This is a genomic window from Pseudomonas sp. CFBP13528 (genome assembly GCF_005233615.1).
Taxonomy (GTDB): Bacteria; Pseudomonadota; Gammaproteobacteria; order Pseudomonadales; family Pseudomonadaceae; genus Aquipseudomonas; species Aquipseudomonas fluorescens_AM.
This window is the reverse complement of sequence record NZ_QGAJ01000022.1, coordinates 22,587-44,226: the sequence shown is the minus strand read 5'-3', so window position 1 is coordinate 44,226 and position 21,640 is coordinate 22,587. Positions and strand designations below refer to the sequence as shown.

The following is a 21,640-nucleotide window of genomic DNA, read 5'->3' as shown; positions in this document are numbered from 1 at the left end:
GGGCTTGCCCCCGATGAGGCGCGAACAGGCGCTGAAGAATCAGCCCTCGAACACTTCATCCAGCAAGTTATGCATCGACTGGAACGCCCGCGCCGCGGTCCTGGCGTCATACATCATCTTGCCCGGCACATTGGCATGGGGATCAGTGAAGGAATGCACCGCGCCACCGTAGCTGAGCAACTGCCAATCCACACCCGCTGCGTTCATTTCATCTTCGAACGCCGGCAGTTGTTCTTTCGGTACCAATGGGTCGGAGGCGCCATGCAGCACCAGCACTGAACCCTTGATGTTCTTCGCATCCGCCGGGTTCGGCGTGTCGAGGGTGCCGTGGAACGAGATAGCCGCCTTCAGCGGCGCACCGGTGCGCGCCAATTCCAGAGAGCAGCAGCCGCCGAAGCAGAAACCGAAGGTCGCCAGCTTCGACGTATCAACCGTTGCCTCGGTCTGGCGTTGCAGTTGTTCAAAGGCCGCTTGCATACGCTTGTTCAACATCGGGCGATCATTTTTCAACGGCATCATCGCCGCGCCGGCCTCATCGCCATTGGTCGGCCGCACAGTTTGCCCATACAAGTCGGCAATCAGCACCACGTAGCCTTTGCCGGCGACGCTCTTGGCGATCTCTTCGGCTCCCGCGCTCACGCCCATCCAGTTCGGCGCCATCAGCAGCCCCGGCAGCGGGCCTTGGTGGCTGGCATCAAACGCCAGGCGGCTTTCATAGGTCTGGCCATCAAGCTGATAGACCACGGAACGTACGGTAACTTGGCTCATCATTTTCTCCAGTTGAAGTACACGCAGAAGCCGTAATACAACGGTAGGAGCGAGCTTGCTCGCGAAAAACTTCAGGGCAGCGCGTTGATTCAGGATGTGCGCGTTATCGGTGACGTTTTTCGCGAGCAAGCTCGCTGCTACAAACGAAAAAACCCGCCGAAGCGGGTTTTTCTACAACGGTGTCAAACCGACAGTTCAACCAACAGCTTGTTCAGTCGGCGCACATACGCGGCCGGGTCTTTGAGGCTGTCGCCAGCGGCCAGGGCCGCCTGGTCAAAGAGGATATGCGACAGGTCGCCAAAGCGCTCCTCGTTCTGCTCAGCGTCGAGTTTCTCGATCAGCGGGTGAGCCGGGTTGAATTCGAAGATCGGCTTGGAATCCGGCACCTTCTGGCCGCTGGCTTCAAGGATCTGACGCATCTGCATGCCCAGGTCCTGCTCGCCAATGGCCAGGATCGCCGGAGAGTCGGTCAGGCGATGGGAAACCCGCACTTCGCTGACAGCCTCACCCAGGGAAGTCTTGATCCGCTCAACCAAGCCTTCTTTGGACTTGGCGACTTCCTCGGCGGCTTTCTTGTCTTCCTCGGAGTCCAGGTTGCCCAGGTCCAGGTCACCGCGTGCCACGTCCACAAAGGATTTGCCGTCGAACTCGGTGAGGTAGCTCATCAGCCACTCATCAATACGGTCGGTCAGCAGCAGTACCTCGATGCCTTTCTTGCGGAAGACTTCCAGGTGCGGGCTGTTCTTGACCTGAGCGTAGGTTTCGCCAGTGAGGTAGTAGATCTTGTCCTGACCTTCCTTGGCACGTGCCAGGTAGTCGGCCAGCGACACAACCTGTTCGCCGTCATCACCTTGAGTCGAAGCAAAACGCAGCAGGCCGGCAATTTTTTCCTTGTTGGCAAAATCTTCCGCCGGGCCTTCTTTCATGACCTGGCCGAAGTTTTTCCAGAAGCCCTGGTATTTCTCCGGCTCGCTCTTCGCCAGTTTTTCCAGCATGTCGAGTACGCGCTTGGTCAGCGCCGACTTCATGGAATCGATGATCGGGTCCTTTTGCAGGATCTCCCGCGACACGTTCAGCGACAGGTCGTTGGAGTCGACCACACCCTTGATAAAGCGCAGGTACAGCGGCAGGAACGATTCCGCCTGGTCCATCACGAACACACGTTGTACGTAAAGCTTCAGGCCCTTCGGCGCTTCGCGCTGGTACAGGTCAAACGGCGCACGGGCCGGCACGTAGAGCAGCGAGCTGTATTCCAGCTTGCCTTCAACCTTGTTGTGGCTCCAGCTCAGCGGGTTTTCGTAGTCGTGCCCGATGTGCTTGTAGAACTCCTGGTATTCCTCGTCCTTGATCTCGGTACGCGGACGGGTCCACAGGGCACTGGCGCGGTTGACGGTTTCCCATTCCTCGGCCGGCGCCTCTTCACCTTCGCCAGCCGTTTGCTCTTTCGGCAGCTCGATCGGCAGGGCGATGTGGTCGGAGTACTTCTTGATGATGTTGCGCAGGCGCCAGCCATCGGCGAATTCATCTTCGCCATCTTTGAGGTGCAGCACGATACGAGTGCCACGGTCAGGCTTGTCGAGGGTGGCGATTTCAAACTCGCCCTCACCTTTGGACGCCCAGTGCACGCCTTCGCTGGCGTCAAGGCCGGCACGGCGGCTGAACACTTCAACCTTGTCGGCGACGATGAACGCCGAATAGAAACCCACGCCGAATTGGCCGATCAGGTGAGAATCTTTTTTCTGGTCGCCCGACAGGTTCTTCATGAAATCTGCGGTGCCGGATTTGGCGATGGTGCCCAAGTGGGTGATCGCGTCCTCACGGCTCATGCCGATACCGTTGTCTTCGAGGGTGACGGTTTTGGCGTCTTTGTCGTAGCTCACACGGATTTTCAGTTCGGCGCCACCTTCCAGCAACTCAGGCTTGGACAGGGCTTCGAAACGTAATTTGTCGACAGCGTCAGAGGCGTTCGAGATCAATTCGCGAAGGAAAATTTCCTTGTTGGAATACAGCGAATGGATCATGAGGTGCAGCAGTTGCTTCACCTCGGTCTGGAAGCCCAGGGTTTCCTTTTGAGTTTCCACACTCATGGTCATCAAACTCCAATTGGATGGCAGTGGCCGCGCCCGAAAGGGTTGGCGGCGGGTTGTCATCAAAGTTGGGGGCTAAGACCGGGATTTCAAGAGCGGCAATTCCTCGATCTTGAAATGGGCGCGAGCGGTGGCAATCGGTTCGGTGGGAGTCGTCTGCCAGGCGGTGACCGCCACGTTGGCGACGCGCCTGCCCTGGCGGCACACCTGGCAGGTGGCGTAGGTGTCGCGAAACTGGCCGGCGCGCAGGTAATCCAGGGAAAAGTCGATGATTTTCGGCAGGCCAGGGGCACCGGTGAACACAAGCAAGCGCAAGGCCGCCGACAGTTCCATGAAGCCGGCGATGACCCCGCCATGCAGCGCCGGCAATATAGGGTTACCAATATTGTTCCTGTTGGCCGGCAGGCGAAACAACAGCTCGTCCCCTGAGCGTGTGCATTCGACGCCGATCAGCTTTGCGTAGGGAACCAGGTCGAGCAGTGCCGCATAATCGCCGCACTCAAGCGCTTGCTCCAGACGCGTCTTGAATCGATGGGTCATGCCTGCTCTCCCTTGATCGCGCTGCCCAGTCCCTGGGTGCCCTTGAGACGCTTGCCCATGCGCATGAATGTACCCACCACATGCGCAATGGGCTGCTGCGGGTCGTCCTGGTAGGCAAAGCCGCGGGTGAAGATCACATCGGTGGTTACCCGGTAGCACTGGGCAAAACCATACACCGGCTTATGCGGCTCGGCGGGGTGCATGTAGTCGATGCGCAAATCCAGGGTTGGGCATACCTCGAACTCGGGTAATACGCACAGCGTGGCCAGGCCGCAGGCGGTGTCCATCAATGACGTCAGCGCGCCACCGTGGATGATGCCGCTGCGGGGATCACCCACTATGTGCGCGCCATAGGGCAACACCAGCGTCATGCCCTCCCCTGTCGCGGCATGGACCGTTACCCCCAGTACCTGACAGTGGCGAAGCGCCGAAACAAAGCGGGTGGCTCGGTCTAACAAGGGGGTCTGGGTCATATTTTTTAAATTCTTATTAGTGTGGATGGGCAGGATAGGTAATAATTTGGAAAGTTCCTGGCGAAAAAGCTTTTTATATCTGTGGAACAAAAGGAACTAATGCTGGCCCCTTGAGTTCGAAAGGCCAGTAGATATCTTCAATAAGGAGAAACACCCATGCGCAAGACATTAGCTATTTCCATGATGCTGGCCGCTGCCCTCGGCCTAGCTGCCTGCGACAAGAAATCCGAAGACAAAGCCCAAGACGCCGCCGCACATTCTGAGCAAGCTCAGCAAGACATGGCGAAAGCACAGGATAAAGTGAACGACGCTGCAAAAGAAAACGCTGAAGCTGCCAAAGCCCAGGCTGAATCGAATGCTGCCGCCGCTAAAGAAGCTGCACCTGCCGCACCTGTTACACCTGCAGAGCCTGCCAAGCAGTAATCGCAGGGTGTAAAGCTGTAGTGCTGTAGAAGATAGCCCGCTTATAGAGCGGGCTTTTCTTTGTCTGCTGTTTTCTCCAGGCTTTTAGTCACGCTGTCTTTCGCGGGATCCGGGGCCTGCATATTCGTCGGCGTATACACCATCACCTGCAAAACGTCGGAGTGAAACTCACGGCGGTAAAGCACTAACACCACCCCGCTGCTCATCAACATGAACAACCAGGGGCTGACGAACCAGGCCAGCATGGTCATGCCGAAGTAATACGCCCGCAAGCCAAAGTTGAACTGGTTGGCCGCCATCGAAATCACCCGCGCCGCGCGCAAGGCAAATGCATTGCGCTCCTGCTCAGACACATGCCGCTCACCAATCATCGGTGCCGAGCCCACCAGCACCGCGGCGAAGTTGTACTGGCGCATGCACCAGCTGAAGGTGAAAAAGGCGTAGACAAACACCAGCGCCAGGCACAGCAACTTGATCTCCGACATGCCTTGGGAGGCCTGCTGTACCAAGGGGATATCCGCCAGCAATGACACCGCCCGCTCCGAGGCACCCAGCACCGTCAGGATGCCGGCGAGGATGATCAACGTGCTGGAGGCGAAGAACGAGGCGTTACGCTCCAGGTTACCGATCACACTGGCGTCGGCGATGCGGTTATCGCGCAGCAGCATGCGGCGCATCCAGTCTTCGCGGTACAGGTGCAACACGCTGGCCAGGCAGGCGGTGTCACGGGCTTTCCAAGTAGCGTAGCGGGTATAGCCGCCCCAGCAGATAACAAACCAGAGAGCGGCTAGAAGGTGGATCAGGTTGGTTTCGACGAACGACATGCGGGTCCTTTTAAAGGTGAATTCCGTGCATCCCAGTGGGATCATCAGCGAGCCTATGACGGCGGCCCCCGTTCTACCGTCACTGCAACAGGGCCTGCGGTGTCCTGAAAGATCTGGAACAAATATCAAAAACCCGACCGCACTGCCTGTTCTTTATGACAATTCCTGTTTCACGATGTACACAAGCTCGGCCTGGGAACCAGCAGGACGCCTTTTATCACTTAGTTAAGCCCTGGCACGAAGCCCTGGTCACTCATTCTCAGACAGAAGGAACTACTCTCTATTCGTAGGACTTCAATGCACTCGACTTCTCTCTCCCCCCGCCAGACACCCGCGCCACAAGAAACCCAACTGTCCGTCAGTACAGCTTCTGAATCGAGGACACCACAAGTAGCTTTATCGAATCACAATCAGCCCAGGCCGCTCGGATTAGCCCCCGATGATCGGATAAAGCTTGAGGTAGGCGGCATAACGCCGGTCGCCGCCGATACGACGGGAGCAGACCCAGTCGCTGCGCAGCTCCAATTGATTGAGCTGCATCAGACATACAACCGCAAGATTACTGATTTGCTCAGTCACCAGATGACGCTCCAACGCTTCATCCAGGCTCAGTTGACAAAAGCCTTTCCCCAGCTCAAGCCAATCGACCCCGATGTCATCCTCGTCAACACCTATCGAACTCAACCGCCGGCAGAGCCGGTGTTGATTTCTACACAAACCTTATCGCAGGCATTGATCAATAAGGTAGCGCAAATCCACGTGAACGCCGTCACGGGTTCGCCTAACGCTGAAGAACACGGTGCCGACACGCAAATCGTCTTTTACAATAACGGACCTGCAGGGGGGGCCCAGAACACGCTGGAGCATCAGGGCTCCCTGCTGACGCTTGCACAAAATATCGCAACCCGCTTCCCCGAGGCGCTCAGTAGCTACTGGAACAGATCTCCCGAGGGCCCCTTCAAACAGCCATCACGCCTGGCCCAATTACTCGGCCTGCACCGGCAAATGCTCTCTACCGAGGCAGCGTTACGGTTTGAAGACGGCACCCTCAGCGAGACGGGCAAAAAGCTGATCGATACCGCTTTTCAGTACCCGACCCTCGAGGTACGCGAACGCGAACTTCCCGCTGGGGACCGTCCCGGGGTGTATCCCATCCGAATAGATGACAACTGCGCCAACGGTGCCCTTTTAGCCGGTTGCTTTCTTATCACCCGCAGTGACGGGTCGTCGGCCGAGGCGCCTTATACCGCCAGTGACACCAGAAGCATCGGACTGGATGACACCACTGGACCTGTGGTGCTGTATACCCCCGGAGAAGGTTTTGAGGAGTTCGCGAGCGCCGGCGACGCCCGCGAAGAACTGATGCAGAGGATCAATAACGGCGGCGAGAAGGCCAACCAATTACTCAAAAGTTTGCCGGTATCGGTAGAACACAGTCGCGCCCCTCAATGGGGCGATGACTTACTGCTGGGGTTCGCTCCCGTCACCGGCGACGTCGTGGCGCAAACCCTTCCCCAGTTGTTGCAGCGCCAGGCGGACGAGGTCAATGACGCCATGCAGTACGGCTTCGCCGAAGCGCAGACTGCCACGCAATCCGCTCGTACACCCTCGCTGCTTTCTGCCGAAACTGTCGCATCCGTCAATGATGCGGCGGACCTTTCACTGCATTTCGACGGCAGTAACGCTCTGCTCGCACGCAATGAACAGCTGAACAACAAACTGCAGCCGCAATGGCTCAAGGAACTGACCCTCGAACAAGAAACGACCTACAGGGAACTGGACGAAGCTGAACACAAAAGCCTTGCGCACTTGCAACCATTATTGGGAAGCATCCCTTCCCTGAACACTTTCGCCAAACAGTTACTGGCCCAGGCGTTGAAAGTCAAACTGCAGGACCGCTACCCGAATGCGCAAATAGACCCTGACAACGTGATGGTTCAGATAACAACACAGCCGCCGGGCAATAGCGGCTTGTCAGGCACCCAAAACGCCCCAAAGCCGAAGATCGACAACACGTCGCTGACCGAAATGGCCCTAATGAACACAGCGCCATGGAAGGATAACTCGCTGACGAGCACCTGGACCGCTCGGGTGGTCGATGCCAACGCAAACTACCTGCTGACATTGGATAAAACCTTCCTTGAGGAGCTGATCAGTCAAACCGATGTGGGCGGCCAATACCTTAAGCTACTGGATGAAAAACTCAGCCCCACCGCCACTTCCGACGAAGCTAGAGCGCTACCCAACGCCTGGAAAGAACTTCAAAAGGCAAGGATGGCCAAGGACGCGTTCATCACCAGCCTGGATCCCGACGCCTACCTGAACAAGCAAAAGATCGCCGAACAGTGGATCAAAGCAACACTTGAGCATGACGATTCCACCACCTGGCCAATCGTCAAGGGTGCGTCTATCGTCTCGCACAGCGTGGCCGTGGACGGCAAACCCGTCCAGGGCATGCTGGTGATCAAACCGACCAACCACCCCTCCCTTGTCCTGTACAGCCCGGATGCTCCCGACGGACGCCCTTTCAGAGAGATTGTGGACGAGGATCAACTTAACGAGCTGCTCAACACTGCGCAGTGGAAAACCTACATGGACCAACGGGTATCACCGGCTGATCGGTATGGTATTTACGACGACCTGTTTTTGCCTGGGATCAGCAGATGGCTCAAGACATTCGCAGCCGATCATGAAGCGGGTATCAGGCTAAACCCAATCAAAGGGAGCATCAGTGACAGCCTGTACATGCAGGAGCTGGAGTTGCTCAGAGCAAGAGCCCTGGTTCAGATGACCACCAGCGCAGATGTATCGGCCCGTTCCACGGTCAACAAGCTGATGTTCGCCGCAGATATGTCCCAACTGTTGCTGAGCCTGACCCCGGTCAACCCCGGTATTTCAGCCCTCACCAGACTCTCCAAGGCTGCGTTAAGGGCCTTGCGTGCATCCGGACGAAGCCTGCCCAGGCTCCTCACCCAACCGGGGCAATGGGGCGCGGTGTACACCGACTTCGCCATGGCCGCGTCGGGTATTCCTTTACTCAGAAGGACCCGGTTGCGCCCGGTATTCAGAGCCCCTGCGCACACGCCCCAACAGCGCCTGGCAATCTCGCCAGCTACTGCTGGTGCCCCAAGCCATCACCCCGCGCCGGTTCCGGTTACGTTATCGGAGGGCCTCCCCTCACGCATCCCGATCCAATCGCCAACCCCGGCCCACACTGCACAGACGTTAAACCGTGGGGATCTCGGCGCTCATGCGCTGGATAATCAGCTACTGGCAGCGATCCCCGTGCGCGCCACTGGGCCGCAGCAGATTGCCGGCAAATGGCTGATTCGTTACACCGATAACTCAGGGATCAACAGGCCCTATGAGGTAAGCCCGGCATTTAAATTCGAATCGGGGTATGTAAACGTTGTAAATCCGCAGACGGGACAACGAGTGGCCACGCTGCTGAGCAAAGGGAATGGCGAGTGGGCACCCATCGGTTTGCCGGGAGGGCTCAAGCTACCGGACCAGCTAAGGACAACCATTGGACGCTCTGCTGTGCCCGTGCCTGCAACGTCGGTGGAAATGGGTATGTCGAAAACTATCCAGGGAGGCGAATCCACCCTATCCACTCGCGGCCTCTCGGACTGTTCAGCGCTCGCTGTGTTGTCAGGCTGGAATGGCAAAACCTACAACACCCGAACACTGATGCACTTGCAGGGCAGCAATCTGGAAGCCCCCTTGAACGGCCGCAAGGGCTTTGATGCAGTAAGAGAACTACAAGCCTCATTGAAAAGCGGTGACAAAGTAATACTGGTCGGCGGATCCCTTTCTGAATCCAAAATCGGCCTGGCAACAACCTTGAGCCAAACAGACAGCAGTGGCCGGCAACCGCTGCTGGATTTGATCAGCACCGAGGGAGTGTCCTTCGAGATGGCCGGGGCCTCGGGTGTTGATGTTATGGCTGATGGCAGCTACACGTTGGTTGAAGGAGGCGCCGGCACGGTGGATGACGCGCTGAAGAAGTGGATCATTGACTTCGCCAAAGACTAGGGCCGGCAACAGGCGACTGTTCTGCCCCGAATAAAAATGCCCCGTATCGGCTGATACGGGGCATTCCTGGTTACAACGTACGAACAAAAATCTTAAGCGATGGCTTCGCTGCGCTTACCGAGCACGCGGTCAACCACGACAGCGACCACCAGCATCATCACCGACGGCACCAGCCACGCCAGGCCTTGCTCGCTCAGCGGCAGATGCATCAACTGCGCTGGCATCCAATCCGCCAGGCCCGCCCCCTTGAGTGCATCGATGCAACCAAAGATGAACGACACCAGCATCACCGGACCGACGATACGCCCCTGTTCCTGCCAGAAACCCTTACAGAAGCTCAACGCCACCAACACGATGCACGGCGGGTAGATCGCAGTAAGCACCGGAATGGAGAACGCGATCAGCTTGGTCAGGCCCAGGTTGGACACAAACAGCGAGAACAGCGCCAGGATCACTACCAGGGTCTTGTAGGACAGCGGCAGGATTTTGCTGAAGTACTCGGCACAGGCACAGGTCAGGCCCACGGCGGTGACCAGGCACGCCAGGGAGATCAGCACAGCGAGGAAGCCGCTGCCCAGGGAACCGAAGGTATGTTGTACATACGCATGCAGCACCGCAGCACCGTTACTGGCACCAGCGGCCACCGCATGGCTGCCTGAACCCAGACGGAACAGGCTGACATACACCAGCGCCAGGCCCACACCGGCAATCAGCCCGGCAATGATCGCGTAACGCGTGATCAGCTTGGGCGACTCGACGCCACGGGAGCGAATCGCGTTGACGATGACGATGCCGAATACCAGCGCGCCAAGGGTATCCATGGTCAGGTAGCCATTGATAAAGCCCTGGGAGAACGGCGCAGCAACGTATTCCGGCGTGGCGACACCGACGTCACCGGCCGGCAAGGCAAACGCGGCAATGCCGAGGATGGCCAACGCGATGATCTTCAGCGGCGCGAGAAAACGACCGACGGTATCCAACAGTCGACCCGGATACAGGGAGACAAAGAACACCACCAGGAAGTACACCGAACTGTAAAGAAACAGCGCCAGCGGGCTTTCGCCAGTCAGCGGCGCCAGGCCCACTTCGAACGAGACGGTGGCCGTACGCGGCGTGGCGAACAGCGGCCCTACCGCCAGGTACGCCGCTGCCGCAAGCAGGCCACCGGCGATCTTGCCGATGGGGCTGCTCAACGCATCCATACCGCCGCCGACCTTGGCCAGCGCGATCACGGTGACGACCGGCAGGCCGACTGCCGTAATCAGGAATCCCAGGGCCGCCATCCACACGTGAGGCCCGGACTGCAAGCCCACGATAGGCGGGAAGATGATATTGCCGGCGCCCACGAACAGGGCAAACGTCATGAAGCCCAACGCCAGGATATCCTGGCTTTTCAACACTTTCATTTTGAGGAAATACCACACTACTGAATCGGAATTTAGAGGGGGATTCCCTATGGATGAGGGAAATACTGCCGGCCCTGATGGGGACCGACCGGTCTGGCGCGCAGCTTCCTTTTGGGAGGCGAGCGCATAAAGAGGCGGCTAGGGTACAGAATTAGGCTGGCAAACGCACTGTTGCGGGGCGTACTGTCCGATAAGCGACATTCAAATGTCGCGTTTTCATACTTAATCTGACAATGCGATCAAATGTGGCAGGGGGCTTGCCGCCATTAACAGTGATTCAGTCACATCATCATGACTGACACCCCGCAATCGGGGGCAAGCCCCCTCCCACATTTGGATCTTTATCAGCCTCAGCTAGGTTGCTGAGCCCAGAACGCACAAAGGCCACCCGAAGGTGGCCTTTGTAGGGTGAAGCGTCAGCTAAGCGCGAGGCTTACTTGACGGCCCAACCTGTCAGCTCGGCCAGGGCCTTGCCGATGTCTGCCAGCGAACGCACGGTTTTCACACCTGCGTCTTGCAGCGCAGCGAATTTCTCGTCTGCAGTGCCTTTGCCGCCGGAGATGATTGCGCCAGCATGGCCCATGCGCTTGCCCGCAGGGGCAGTCACACCAGCAATGTAGGAAACAACCGGCTTGGTCACGTGAGCCTTGATGTAGGCAGCCGCTTCTTCTTCAGCCGAACCGCCGATCTCGCCGATCATCACGATCGCTTCGGTCTTCGGGTCTTCCTGGAACAGCTTCAGGATGTCGATGAAGTTGGAGCCCGGAATCGGGTCACCGCCGATGCCGACGCAAGTCGACTGACCGAAACCGGCGTCAGTGGTCTGCTTCACAGCTTCGTAGGTCAGGGTGCCGGAACGGGAAACGATACCGACTTTACCTGGCAAGTGAATGTGACCCGGCATGATGCCGATCTTGCATTCGCCTGGGGTGATCACGCCTGGGCAGTTAGGGCCGATCAGGGTAATACCCAGCTCGTCGCACTTGACCTTGGCGTCCAGCATGTCCAGGGTAGGAATGCCTTCAGTGATGCACACGATCAGCTTGATGCCGCCGAAGGCCGCTTCCAGGATCGAGTCCTTGCAGAAAGGAGCTGGAACGTAGATCACGCTGGCGGTGGCGCCAGTGGCTTCTACTGCTTCTTTCACGGTGTTGAACACTGGCAGGCCCAGGTGCTCGGTGCCGCCTTTGCCCGGTGTTACGCCACCAACCATCTGGGTGCCGTACTCGATGGCTTGCTGGGTGTGGAAACTACCTTGCGAACCGGTAATACCCTGGCAGATAACTTTGGTGTCTTTATTGATCAGGACGCTCATTATTTGCCCTCCGCAGCTTTGACAACTTGTTGAGCAGCGTCGGTCAGGCTGGTAGCCGCGATGATGTTCAAACCGCTTTCTGCCAGTACTTTAGCGCCCAGTTCAGCGTTGTTACCTTCAAGGCGAACAACAACCGGGATTTTAACGCCGACTTCTTTCACTGCACCGATGATGCCTTCGGCAATCATGTCGCAACGAACGATGCCGCCGAAGATGTTGACCAGTACTGCAGCGACATTGGAGTCGGACAGGATGATCTTGAACGCTTCGGTCACGCGTTCCTTGGTAGCACCACCGCCTACGTCGAGGAAGTTGGCTGGTTTGCCGCCATGCAGGTTGACAATGTCCATGGTACCCATGGCCAGGCCGGCACCGTTGACCATGCAGCCGATGTTACCTTCCAGGGCTACGTAGTTCAGTTCGAACTTGGCAGCGTGCGCTTCTCGCGGATCGTCTTGCGACGGATCGTGGAAAGTCTTCAGCTTTGGCTGACGGTACATGGCGTTGGCGTCGATGTTGATCTTGGCATCCAGGCAATGCAGATCGCCATCAGCCTTGATCACCAGCGGGTTCACTTCCAGCAGGGCCAGATCGTGATCCTGGAACAGTTTGGCCAGACCGACGAAGATCTTGGCGAACTGGGCAACTTGCTTGCCTTCCAGACCCAGCTGGAACGCCAGCTCGCGACCCTGGAATGGCTGAGCGCCAACCAGTGGATCGATAGTGGCCTTCAGAATTTTTTCTGGGGTTTCGTGAGCGATCTTCTCGATGTCCACGCCACCTTCGGTGGAGGCCATGAACACGATGCGACGGCTCGAACGGTCAACGACAGCGCCCAGGTACAGCTCTTTAGCGATATCAGTGCACGATTCAACCAGGATCTTGGTGACTGGCTGGCCATTGGCATCAGTCTGGTAAGTCACCAGACGCTTGCCCAGCCACTGCTGTGCGAAGGCCTTGGCGTCTTCTTTGCTGCGAACCAGCTTAACGCCGCCCGCTTTACCGCGACCACCGGCGTGGACCTGGGCTTTGACAACCCACTCGCTGCCGCCGATTTTGTCGCAAGCTTCTGCTGCTGCTTCCGGGGTGTCTACTGCGTAGCCCTTGGAAACTGGCAGGCCGTATTCAGCGAACAGCTGCTTACCCTGATACTCGTGAAGATTCATGCTTTTTACCGTCTTCGTTAGGTACTGCGCATTCGGCGCTGCGCTCATTATGAGTGCCGCGCCACCTGTGACTGCTGCTTGCGCAACCTGCGGGGCTTATGGCCCGTAAAGCTGCACAAGGCTGCGTCCAGCGGATATTCCGCGGTGAGTCTTGCTCGCAAGGCTCACGACGGGCAACTCCGCCGTGGTTTCTTATTATCTCGCTTAGCGCTTCTTGCGGTTGGCGATGTGGATGGCGCCGCCATTCACTGCCAACGCTGCTTCGTGCAACGCTTCGGACAGGGTCGGATGGGAGAAGACCATCATGCCCAGGTCCTCGGCACTGGTGCCGAATTCCATACCGATAGCGCCTTGCTGAACCAGTTCTGCAGCGCTTGGGCCGATCACGTGGACGCCCAATACGCGGTCAGTCTTGGCATCAGCGATGACTTTGACAAAACCACCGGTGTCGTTGGCTGCCATGGCACGGCCAGAAGCGGCAAACGGGAAGGTGCCGACGTTAACTTCAACGCCTTCAGCTTTCAACTGCTGTTCGTTCTTGCCGACCCATGCAATTTCCGGGTGGGTGTAGATAACCGATGGAATCAGGTCGTAGTTCATCTGGGTCTTGTGACCCTTGATGCGCTCGACAACCATGATGCCCTCTTCGGAAGCCTTGTGGGCCAGCATCATGCCACGAACCACGTCGCCGATCGCGTAAACGCCCGGCACGGTGGTTGCGCAGTGATCGTCAACGTGGATGAAACCACGCTCATCGATGCTCACGCCACTGTCGGAAGCCAGCAGGTCGGTGGTCACGGGGCGACGACCCACGGCTACGATCAGCTTGTCGAAGGTGATGGTCTGCTCGCCTTCCTTGTCGGTGTAGGTCACGACAACTTCTTCGCCGTTGACCTTGGAACCGGTCACGCGCGCGCCCAGCTTGATGTCCAGACCCTGTTTGGTCAGGGTCTTGTAGGCTTCCTTGGACACGGCGGTGTCGGCAGCCAGCAGGAAGGTGTCCAGGGCTTCGAGCACGGTCACTTCCGAACCCAGGCGGGACCATACCGAACCCAGCTCCAGGCCGATAACGCCTGCACCGATCACGCCCAGGCGCTTAGGTACGGCCTGGAACTCCAGGGCGCCGGTCGAATCGACGATCACGTTCTGGTCGACTGGAGCCGGTGGAATGTCGATTGGACGCGAACCGGGTGCCAGGATCACGTTTTCGGCTTCGATGACTTCAACCGAGCCGTCCGGCTTGGTGATTTCAACTTTCTTGCCGGCCAGCAGCTTGCCGTGGCCTTGCAGGGAAGTCACGCCATTGGCCTTGAACAAGGTGGCAACGCCGGAAGTCAGGCCTTTGACGATGTTGGCTTTACGGCCGACCATCGCGGGCACGTCCATGGTCACGCCGGCATGGTTGATACCGTGGATCGCGAAACCATCCTGGGCTTCGTGGAATTTCCAGGAGCTGTCCAGCAGCGCCTTGGAAGGAATGCAACCGACGTTCAGGCAGGTACCGCCCAGCGCCAGTTTGCCTTCCTTGTCGGTGTACTTTTCGATGCAAGCAGTCGAGAGGCCCAGTTGTGCGGCCTTGATGGCGGCAACATAGCCGCCGGGGCCTGCACCAATCACTACAACGTCAAATTTCTGTGTCATAAAAAGGTTCCCTTTTTAGCTGCAAGCTAGAAGCTGCAAGCTACAAGTTGAAGCACCAATCGCTCGCTTTGAGCTTGGAACTTGCAGCTTGAAACTTGCAGCTGCTTTTTAGATATCCAGAAGAAGGCGAGCCGGGTCTTCCAGCAGGTTCTTGATGGTCACCAGGAACGTCACGGCTTCTTTACCATCGATCAGGCGGTGATCGTAAGACAGCGCCAGGTACATCATTGGGCGGATTACGACCTGGCCGTTGATGGCCATCGGACGCTGGATAATGTTGTGCATGCCCAGGATCGCGGCTTGCGGTGGGTTGACGATCGGCGTCGACATCATCGAACCGAAGGTACCACCGTTGGTGATGGTGAACGTACCGCCGGTCATCTCGTCGATGGTCAGCTTGCCGTCACGGGCCTTCTTGCCGAAGCCGGCAATGCCGCCTTCGATTTCGGCCAGGCTCATCAGCTCGGCGTTACGCAGAACCGGAACCACCAGGCCACGGTCGCTGGACACGGCAACGCCGATGTCTGCATAGCCATGGTAGACGATGTCGGCGCCATCGATGGAAGCGTTGACTGCCGGGAAGCGTTTCAGCGCTTCAGTGGCCGCTTTCACGAAGAACGACATAAAGCCCAAGCGTACGCCGTTGTGGCTCTTCTCAAAGAGATCCTTGTACTTCGAACGCAGTGCCATGACTTCAGTCATGTCGACTTCGTTGAACGTGGTCAGCATCGCCATGTTCGATTGTGCTTCAACCAGGCGCTTGGCCACGGTGGCACGTACACGGGTCATCGGTACGCGCTTCTCGGTACGGTCGCCGGCAGCGAACACAGGCGCGGCGGCAGCAGGAGCGGCAGCCTTGGCAGGTGCGGCAGCCGGAGCGTTTTTCTTGGCTTCAACCGCAGCCACCACGTCTTCCTTGGTGACACGGCCATCTTTGCCGGTGCCCTTGATGGACGCCAGGTTGATACCGTTCTCTTCAGCCAACTGGCGAGCAGCCGGTGCAGCGATTGGATCTTCACCACCCGCAGCCGCAGGGGCGGCAGGTGCGGAAGCGGCAGCCGGTGCAGCGGCGGCAGCAGGAGCAGGGGCAGCAGCGCTGCCCTCTTCGATCGAGCCCAGTACCTGGTTCGACAGGACGGTAGCACCCTCTTCTGCCACGATTGCGCCCAGCACGCCGTCGGCTTCGGCCAGCACTTCGAGCACGACCTTGTCGGTTTCGATGTCGACGATCAGGTCGTCACGCTTGACGGCCTCGCCTGGTTTCTTGTGCCAGGTGGCAACGGTGCCATCGGCAACCGATTCCGGGAATGACGGGGCTTTGATTTCGATAGCCATTATCTGTAGGTCCTTAAAATTCGGTTTCAGTCAGCGCGAAGGCGTTAAACAGTGAAAGCAGCTTGCAGCAGTTTTTCCTGCTGCTCGGCGTGCATCGACGCATAACCACAGGCAGGTGCAGCAGACGCATCACGACCGGCATACTCCAGGCCCAGGGCCTTGTTGTGGTTGCCGATGCTGCGACGCAAGTGATGCTGGCTGCTGTACCACGCGCCCTGGTTCATCGGTTCTTCCTGACACCACACCACATTCGTGAGGTTGGTGTAAGGCGCGATGATCTCCATGAGGTCATCTTCCGGGAACGGGTAAAGCTGCTCGATACGCACGATGGCGATGTCTTCGCGGCCTTCGGCACGGCGTTTTTCCAGCAGATCGTAATAGACCTTGCCGCTGCACAGGATCAGGCGAGTGACCTTGGCGGCGTCCAGCGTATCGATTTCCGGAATAACGGTCTGGAACGAACCTTCGGCCAGATCTTCCAGGGTCGAAACGGCCAGTTTGTGACGCAACAGCGATTTCGGCGTCAGCACGACCAGTGGCTTGCGCAGTGGACGGATGACCTGGCGACGCAGCAAGTGGTAGATCTGCGCCGGGGTCGTCGGCACGCACACCTGGATGTTGTGCTCGGCGCACAGCTGCAGGTAACGCTCCAGACGGGCCGAGGAGTGCTCAGGACCCTGACCTTCATAACCGTGCGGCAGCAGCATGGTCAGACCGCACAGACGGCCCCACTTGTGCTCGCCGCTGGTGATGAACTGGTCGATAACCACCTGGGCACCGTTGGCGAAGTCGCCGAACTGGGCTTCCCAGATCACCAGCGCGTTAGGCGTAGTGGTGGAATAGCCGTATTCGAACGCCAGTACCGCTTCTTCGGACAGGAACGAATCGTACAGGTCGAAACGTGGCTGGCCTTCGTACAGGTTCTGCAACGGGATGTAGGTGCCCGCGTCTTTCTGGTTGTGCAACACGGCATGACGGTGCGAGAACGTACCGCGGCCGATGTCCTGGCCGGTCATGCGGATCGGGTGACCTTCGAACGCCAGGGTTGCGTACGCCATGGTTTCGGCGTAACCCCAGTTGATCGGCAGGCCGCCGGCTTGCATCTTCTGACGGTCTTCGTAGATCTTGGCAACCTGGCGCTGAACCACAAATCCCTCAGGGATTTCCAGCAACTTGGCAGACAACTCCTGCAATGTTTTCAAGTCGAAGCTGGTGTCATGGCGCGCGGTCCAGGTGTGACCCAGGTACGGACGCCAGTCAACGAACAGCTCTTTGTTCGGCTCCTTGACCAGGCTTTTCACCACATGCAGGCCGTTATCCAGCGCGTTGCGGTATTCGTCGATCTTCGCCTGGACACGTGCATCATCCAACACACCGGCCTTGGTCAGGCTTTCGGCGTACAGCTCACGGGTGGTGCGCTGCTTGGTGATCTGCTGGTACATCAACGGCTGGGTGCCGCTTGGCTCGTCCGCTTCGTTGTGACCGCGACGGCGGTAGCACACCAGGTCGATGACCACATCACGCTTGAATTGCATGCGGTAGTCGACCGCCAATTGGGTCACGAACAGTACAGCTTCCGGATCATCGCCATTCACATGCAGGATCGGCGCCTGGATCATCTTGGCAACGTCGGTGGCGTACTCGGTGGAGCGCGCATCCAGCGGGTTGCTGATGGTGAAGCCAACCTGGTTGTTGATGACGATATGAACGGTACCGCCGGTCTTGAAGCCGCGAGTCTGCGACATCTGGAACGTTTCCAGGACCACGCCTTGGCCGGCGAATGCCGCGTCACCGTGGATGGAAATCGGCAGGACCTTCTCGCCAGTGGCGTCGTTACGACGATCCTGGCGCGCACGCACCGACCCCTCGACCACCGGAGAAACGATTTCCAGGTGGGATGGGTTGAACGCCATGGCCAGGTGAACTTCACCGCCGGTGGTCATTACGTTGGACGAGAAACCCTGGTGGTACTTGACGTCACCGGAACCCAGCTCGACCTTCTTCTTGCCCTCGAACTCATCGAACAGCTCGCGCGGGTTCTTGCCGAAGGTGTTGACCAACACGTTCAGGCGACCACGGTGAGCCATGCCGATCACGACTTCCTTGGTGCCGTAGGAACCGGAACGCTGGATCAGTTCGTCGAGCATCGGAATCAGGCTTTCACCGCCTTCCAGGCCGAAACGCTTGGTGCCCGGGTATTTGGTACCCAGGTATTTTTCGAGACCTTCAGCGGCAGTCACACGCTCGAGCAGATGGCTGCGCACATCGGCGGACAATACCGGACGGCCACGCACGCCTTCCAGGCGATGCTGGAACCACTGGCGCTGCTCGGAATCGGTGATGTGCGTGAACTCAGCGCCGATGGTGCGGCAATATGTCTGCTGCAACGCTTCGTGAATTTCGCGTAGGCTCGCTTCCTCTTTGCCGATGAACAGGTCGCCGGCACGGAAGGTCGTATCAAGATCGGCATTGGTCAAGCCGTAATGATTGATCGACAGGTCAGCAGGTGCAGGACGCTGCCAGAGCCCCAGCGGGTCAAGCTGGGCCGCCTGGTGGCCGCGCATCCGGTAAGCCTGGATCAGTCGCAGTACTTCAACTTGCTTCTTCTCGTGCTCACTGCTCACGCTGCCGGCGGAAACCGGTTGGGCGCGGCGCTGGTTCTTTGCCAGCAGCACGAAATGATCGCGAATCGCAGCATGCGATACATCGGTGGCAGCGTTGCCGTCTGAAGACAACGTCTGAAATTTGGTGCGCCATTCTTCTGGCACAGCGTTAGGGTCGTGCAGGTAGAGCTCATAAAGCTCTTCCACATAGGCAGCGTTACCACCTGAAAGATAGCCGCTGTTCCACATGCGCTGCATCACGCTTTCTTGCATGCTTGGTCACCCTCGATTTGGGGACACCACCGGCGAAAACACCGAGTTTGCTTGCAAAAGGCCAAGTGCAGCGACCAGAACAAGCCACTAGGATCACGCTGATAGTTCGGGTACCAACCCGAATGCCCCTGCTTGTCTCATTTCTTCAAAATAAGAGCCGCGGCTTTGTAAGTCGCTGCTCAAGTTAAAACTACGGCGCCGGTTGAAGCCTGCGCCGCAGCATTTACGGGCACAACGGTCCTGCTTTTACTGCAACGTCAGTTACACGCCGCTCTGCAGCAGCATGTTACGGATGTGACCAATGGCCTTAGTCGGGTTCAGGCCTTTGGGACATACGTTGACGCAGTTCATGATCCCGCGGCAGCGGAATACGCTGAACGGGTCATCCAGTGAAGCCAGACGCTCGGACGTCTTGGTGTCACGGCTGTCTGCCAGGAAGCGGTAGGCTTGCAGCAGCGCAGCCGGGCCCAGGAACTTGTCCGGGTTCCACCAGAAGGACGGGCAGGACGTCGAGCAGCAAGCGCACAGGATGCACTCGTACAGGCCGTCGAGTTTTTCGCGCTCTTCCGGGGACTGCAGACGCTCGATGGCCGGAGCCGGCGTGTCGTTCTGCAGGAACGGCTTAACTTTCTCGTATTGCTTGTAGAAGATGCTCATATCGACGACCAGGTCACGGATAACCGGCAAACCTGGCAGTGGACGAACGATCAACTTGTTGCCCTTGACCACGGCCGACAGCGGCGTGATGCACGCCAGGCCGTTTTTGCCGTTGATGTTCATGCCGTCGGAACCGCACACACCTTCACGGCAAGAGCGACGATAGGAGAAACCTTCGTCCTGCTCTTTGATCAGTGCCAAGACATCCAGCACCATCAGGTCTTTACCGCCGGTATCGACCTGGAATTCCTGCATGAACGGCGCGGCGTCCTGATCAGGGTTGTAGCGATAAACACTGACTTTCAACATGGCAGCCACCCTTAGTAAGTCCGAATCTTCGGTTCAAACGTCGGTACCGTCTTCGGCGAGAAGTTCACGGCACGCTTGGTCACGCGCTTGTCACCCGGGAAGTACAGGGTGTGGCACAACCAGTTCTCGTCGTCACGGTCTTCAAAGTCTTCACGGGCGTGTGCACCACGGGATTCCTTGCGAACCTCGGCGGCGATCGCCGTCGCTTCAGCCACTTCCAGCAGGTTCTGCAGCTCAAGGGCTTCGATACGAGCGGTGTTGAACGCCTGGCTCTTATCGTTGATCTTGACGTTGGCGATGCGCTTGCGCAGGTCGGCCAGTTGGGCGATACCCTTCTGCATGTATTCGCCGGTACGGAATACACCGAAGTAGTTCTGCATGCAGCTTTGCAGCTCGCGACGCAGGGTTGCCACGTCTTCGCCGTCAGTGCGCTCGTTCAGAGCGTTCAGGCGCGCCAGGGCAGCTTCGATGTTGGCGTCGGTGGCATCATCGTATTCGATGCCGTCGGTCAGGGCTTTTTCCAGGTGCAGGCCGGCAGCGCGGCCGAATACCACCAGGTCGAGCAGCGAGTTGCCGCCCAGGCGGTTGGCACCGTGAACCGATACGCAAGCCACTTCGCCTACCGCGAACAGACCGTGAATGATCTCGTCCACGCCGTCGGCATTCTGGGTGATCGCCTGGCCATGAATGTTGGTCGGCACGCCGCCCATCATATAGTGGCAAGTCGGGACCACCGGAACCGGAGCAACCACCGGATCGACGTGAGCAAAGGTCTTGGACAGTTCGCAGATACCTGGCAGACGGCTGTGCAGCACTTCTTCGCCCAGGTGATCGAGCTTGAGCAGCACGTGGTCGCCGTTCGGGCCACAACCGTTGCCGGCGATGATCTCTTTAACCATCGAACGGGCCACAACGTCACGACCGGCGAGGTCTTTCGCGTTCGGAGCATAACGCTCCATGAAACGCTCGCCGTGCTTGTTGATCAGGTAGCCACCTTCGCCACGGCAACCTTCGGTCACCAGTACACCGGCGCCGGCGATGCCGGTCGGGTGGAACTGCCACATTTCGATGTCCTGTACCGGCACGCCAGCACGCAGCGCCATGCCGACGCCGTCACCGGTGTTGATCAGGGCGTTGGTGGTGGAGGCATAGATACGGCCTGCACCGCCGGTCGCCAGGACCGTAGCCTTGGCGCGGATGTAGGTGGTTTCACCGGTTTCGATGCAGATGGCGATCACACCGACGAACTCGCCCTTGCCGTTCTTCACCAGATCCACAGCGTAGTACTCGTTCAGGAACGTGGTACCGGCTTTCAGGTTGCCCTGATAAAGGGTGTGCAGCAGCGCGTGACCGGTACGGTCGGACGCGGCGCAGGTACGGGCAGCCTGCCCGCCTTTACCGTAATCCTTCGACTGGCCGCCGAATGGACGCTGGTAGATACGGCCTTGCTCGGTACGCGAGAACGGCAGACCCATGTGGTCCAGCTCGAACACCGCGGCCGGGCCTTCCTGACACATGTACTCGATAGCGTCCTGGTCACCGATGTAGTCGGAACCCTTGACGGTATCGTACATGTGCCAGCGCCAGTCATCGTTCGGATCGGCGGAGGCGATGGCGCAGGTGATGCCACCCTGGGCCGATACGGTGTGCGAACGCGTCGGGAACACCTTGGTGATCACAGCGGTCTTGTGGCCACCCTGGGCCAGCTGCAGCGCAGCGCGCATGCCGGCACCGCCGCCACCAATAATGATGGCGTCGAATGAAATAGTTGGAATGTTAGCCATG

At 58.4% G+C, this 21,640-nt stretch carries 15 protein-coding genes; 2 read left to right on the top strand and 13 right to left on the bottom strand.

All coding sequences use genetic code 11. The annotated features are described in order from the left end of the window. Window positions 1-39: 39 nt before the first annotated feature. From PspCFBP13528_RS25630 to PspCFBP13528_RS25615, 4 genes are all read right to left on the bottom strand, one after another. The gene (locus PspCFBP13528_RS25630) at window positions 40-768 is read right to left on the bottom strand and encodes a dienelactone hydrolase family protein (RefSeq protein WP_101220205.1); all 729 of its coding nucleotides are present in this window, start codon (window positions 766-768) and stop codon (window positions 40-42) included. Window positions 769-950: 182 nt separating this feature from the next. Beyond that, window positions 951-2,855, bottom strand: a complete 1,905-nt coding sequence (htpG, locus tag PspCFBP13528_RS25625; protein WP_065949211.1) for a molecular chaperone HtpG — start codon at window positions 2,853-2,855, stop codon at window positions 951-953. 75 nt (window positions 2,856-2,930) lie between these two features. Next, entirely contained in the window at window positions 2,931-3,395 is a 465-nt protein-coding gene (locus tag PspCFBP13528_RS25620) for a PaaI family thioesterase (protein ID WP_137201776.1), read from the bottom strand. Next, the gene (locus PspCFBP13528_RS25615; protein WP_065949122.1) at window positions 3,392-3,868 is read right to left on the bottom strand and encodes a PaaI family thioesterase; all 477 of its coding nucleotides are present in this window, start codon (window positions 3,866-3,868) and stop codon (window positions 3,392-3,394) included. Before PspCFBP13528_RS25615 ends, PspCFBP13528_RS25620 begins: the two co-directional genes overlap by 4 nt. 156 nt (window positions 3,869-4,024) lie before the next feature. Here PspCFBP13528_RS25615 and PspCFBP13528_RS25610 point away from each other — a divergent pair, with 156 nt between their 5' ends. Continuing rightward, window positions 4,025-4,291, top strand: coding sequence for a hypothetical protein (locus PspCFBP13528_RS25610; protein WP_065949123.1), 267 nt, complete (start codon window positions 4,025-4,027; stop codon window positions 4,289-4,291). A 41-nt stretch (window positions 4,292-4,332) separates the two neighbouring features. On the opposite strand, the gene PspCFBP13528_RS25605 is transcribed toward PspCFBP13528_RS25610, so the two are convergent. Next, complete coding sequence (locus PspCFBP13528_RS25605; RefSeq protein ID WP_065949124.1) at window positions 4,333-5,115, bottom strand: DUF599 family protein; 783 nt, start codon at window positions 5,113-5,115, stop codon at window positions 4,333-4,335. A 297-nt stretch (window positions 5,116-5,412) separates the two neighbouring features. Here PspCFBP13528_RS25605 and PspCFBP13528_RS25600 point away from each other — a divergent pair, with 297 nt between their 5' ends. Beyond that, on the top strand, window positions 5,413-9,150 hold the full coding sequence (locus tag PspCFBP13528_RS25600) for a DUF6543 domain-containing protein (protein ID WP_137201775.1): 3,738 nt from the start codon (window positions 5,413-5,415) through the stop codon (window positions 9,148-9,150). A gap of 92 nt (window positions 9,151-9,242) precedes the next feature. Here the strand turns inward: PspCFBP13528_RS25600 and brnQ are convergent, their stop codons facing one another. From brnQ to sdhA, 8 genes are all read right to left on the bottom strand, one after another. Then, window positions 9,243-10,556, bottom strand: a complete 1,314-nt coding sequence (brnQ, locus tag PspCFBP13528_RS25595) for a branched-chain amino acid transport system II carrier protein (protein ID WP_065949126.1) — start codon at window positions 10,554-10,556, stop codon at window positions 9,243-9,245. A gap of 433 nt (window positions 10,557-10,989) precedes the next feature. Beyond that, entirely contained in the window at window positions 10,990-11,871 is an 882-nt protein-coding gene (gene sucD, locus PspCFBP13528_RS25590) for a succinate--CoA ligase subunit alpha (protein WP_065884237.1), read from the bottom strand. Beyond that, on the bottom strand, window positions 11,871-13,037 hold the full coding sequence (gene sucC, locus PspCFBP13528_RS25585; protein WP_003190011.1) for an ADP-forming succinate--CoA ligase subunit beta: 1,167 nt from the start codon (window positions 13,035-13,037) through the stop codon (window positions 11,871-11,873). The genes sucD and sucC overlap by 1 nt, the downstream gene beginning before the upstream one ends. A gap of 204 nt (window positions 13,038-13,241) precedes the next feature. Further along, a complete protein-coding gene (gene lpdA, locus PspCFBP13528_RS25580) occupies window positions 13,242-14,678 on the bottom strand; it encodes a dihydrolipoyl dehydrogenase (protein ID WP_065949127.1) in 1,437 nt (478 codons plus the stop codon). Window positions 14,679-14,786: 108 nt separating this feature from the next. Beyond that, window positions 14,787-16,013 carry a 2-oxoglutarate dehydrogenase complex dihydrolipoyllysine-residue succinyltransferase gene (odhB, locus tag PspCFBP13528_RS25575; RefSeq protein ID WP_065949128.1) on the bottom strand — a complete coding sequence of 409 codons (1,227 nt, stop codon included), beginning with the start codon at window positions 16,011-16,013 and terminating at the stop codon, window positions 14,787-14,789. 44 nt (window positions 16,014-16,057) lie between these two features. After that, window positions 16,058-18,889, bottom strand: a complete 2,832-nt coding sequence (locus PspCFBP13528_RS25570) for a 2-oxoglutarate dehydrogenase E1 component (RefSeq protein ID WP_101220208.1) — start codon at window positions 18,887-18,889, stop codon at window positions 16,058-16,060. A 261-nt stretch (window positions 18,890-19,150) separates the two neighbouring features. Continuing rightward, window positions 19,151-19,855 (bottom strand): succinate dehydrogenase iron-sulfur subunit, encoded by a 705-nt coding sequence (locus PspCFBP13528_RS25565; protein ID WP_003172807.1) that lies wholly within the window; start codon window positions 19,853-19,855, stop codon window positions 19,151-19,153. A gap of 11 nt (window positions 19,856-19,866) precedes the next feature. Continuing rightward, a complete protein-coding gene (gene sdhA, locus PspCFBP13528_RS25560; protein ID WP_065949130.1) occupies window positions 19,867-21,639 on the bottom strand; it encodes a succinate dehydrogenase flavoprotein subunit in 1,773 nt (590 codons plus the stop codon). Window position 21,640 lies beyond the last annotated feature (1 nt).

Coding starts and splice junctions, on each gene's coding strand:
- PspCFBP13528_RS25605 (WP_065949124.1), bottom strand. CDS start 5,115: ATGTCGTTCGTCGAAACCAACCTGATCCACCTTCTAGCCGCTCTCTGG.
- PspCFBP13528_RS25565 (WP_003172807.1), bottom strand. CDS start 19,855: ATGTTGAAAGTCAGTGTTTATCGCTACAACCCTGATCAGGACGCCGCG.
- PspCFBP13528_RS25615 (WP_065949122.1), bottom strand. CDS start 3,868: ATGACCCAGACCCCCTTGTTAGACCGAGCCACCCGCTTTGTTTCGGCG.
- htpG (WP_065949211.1), bottom strand. CDS start 2,855: ATGAGTGTGGAAACTCAAAAGGAAACCCTGGGCTTCCAGACCGAGGTG.
- PspCFBP13528_RS25610 (WP_065949123.1), top strand. CDS start 4,025: ATGCGCAAGACATTAGCTATTTCCATGATGCTGGCCGCTGCCCTCGGC.
- lpdA (WP_065949127.1), bottom strand. CDS start 14,678: ATGACACAGAAATTTGACGTTGTAGTGATTGGTGCAGGCCCCGGCGGC.
- PspCFBP13528_RS25570 (WP_101220208.1), bottom strand. CDS start 18,889: ATGCAAGAAAGCGTGATGCAGCGCATGTGGAACAGCGGCTATCTTTCA.
- odhB (WP_065949128.1), bottom strand. CDS start 16,013: ATGGCTATCGAAATCAAAGCCCCGTCATTCCCGGAATCGGTTGCCGAT.
- sucD (WP_065884237.1), bottom strand. CDS start 11,871: ATGAGCGTCCTGATCAATAAAGACACCAAAGTTATCTGCCAGGGTATT.
- brnQ (WP_065949126.1), bottom strand. CDS start 10,556: ATGAAAGTGTTGAAAAGCCAGGATATCCTGGCGTTGGGCTTCATGACG.
- PspCFBP13528_RS25630 (WP_101220205.1), bottom strand. CDS start 768: ATGAGCCAAGTTACCGTACGTTCCGTGGTCTATCAGCTTGATGGCCAG.
- PspCFBP13528_RS25600 (WP_137201775.1), top strand. CDS start 5,413: ATGCACTCGACTTCTCTCTCCCCCCGCCAGACACCCGCGCCACAAGAA.
- sdhA (WP_065949130.1), bottom strand. CDS start 21,639: ATGGCTAACATTCCAACTATTTCATTCGACGCCATCATTATTGGTGGC.
- PspCFBP13528_RS25620 (WP_137201776.1), bottom strand. CDS start 3,395: ATGACCCATCGATTCAAGACGCGTCTGGAGCAAGCGCTTGAGTGCGGC.
- sucC (WP_003190011.1), bottom strand. CDS start 13,037: ATGAATCTTCACGAGTATCAGGGTAAGCAGCTGTTCGCTGAATACGGC.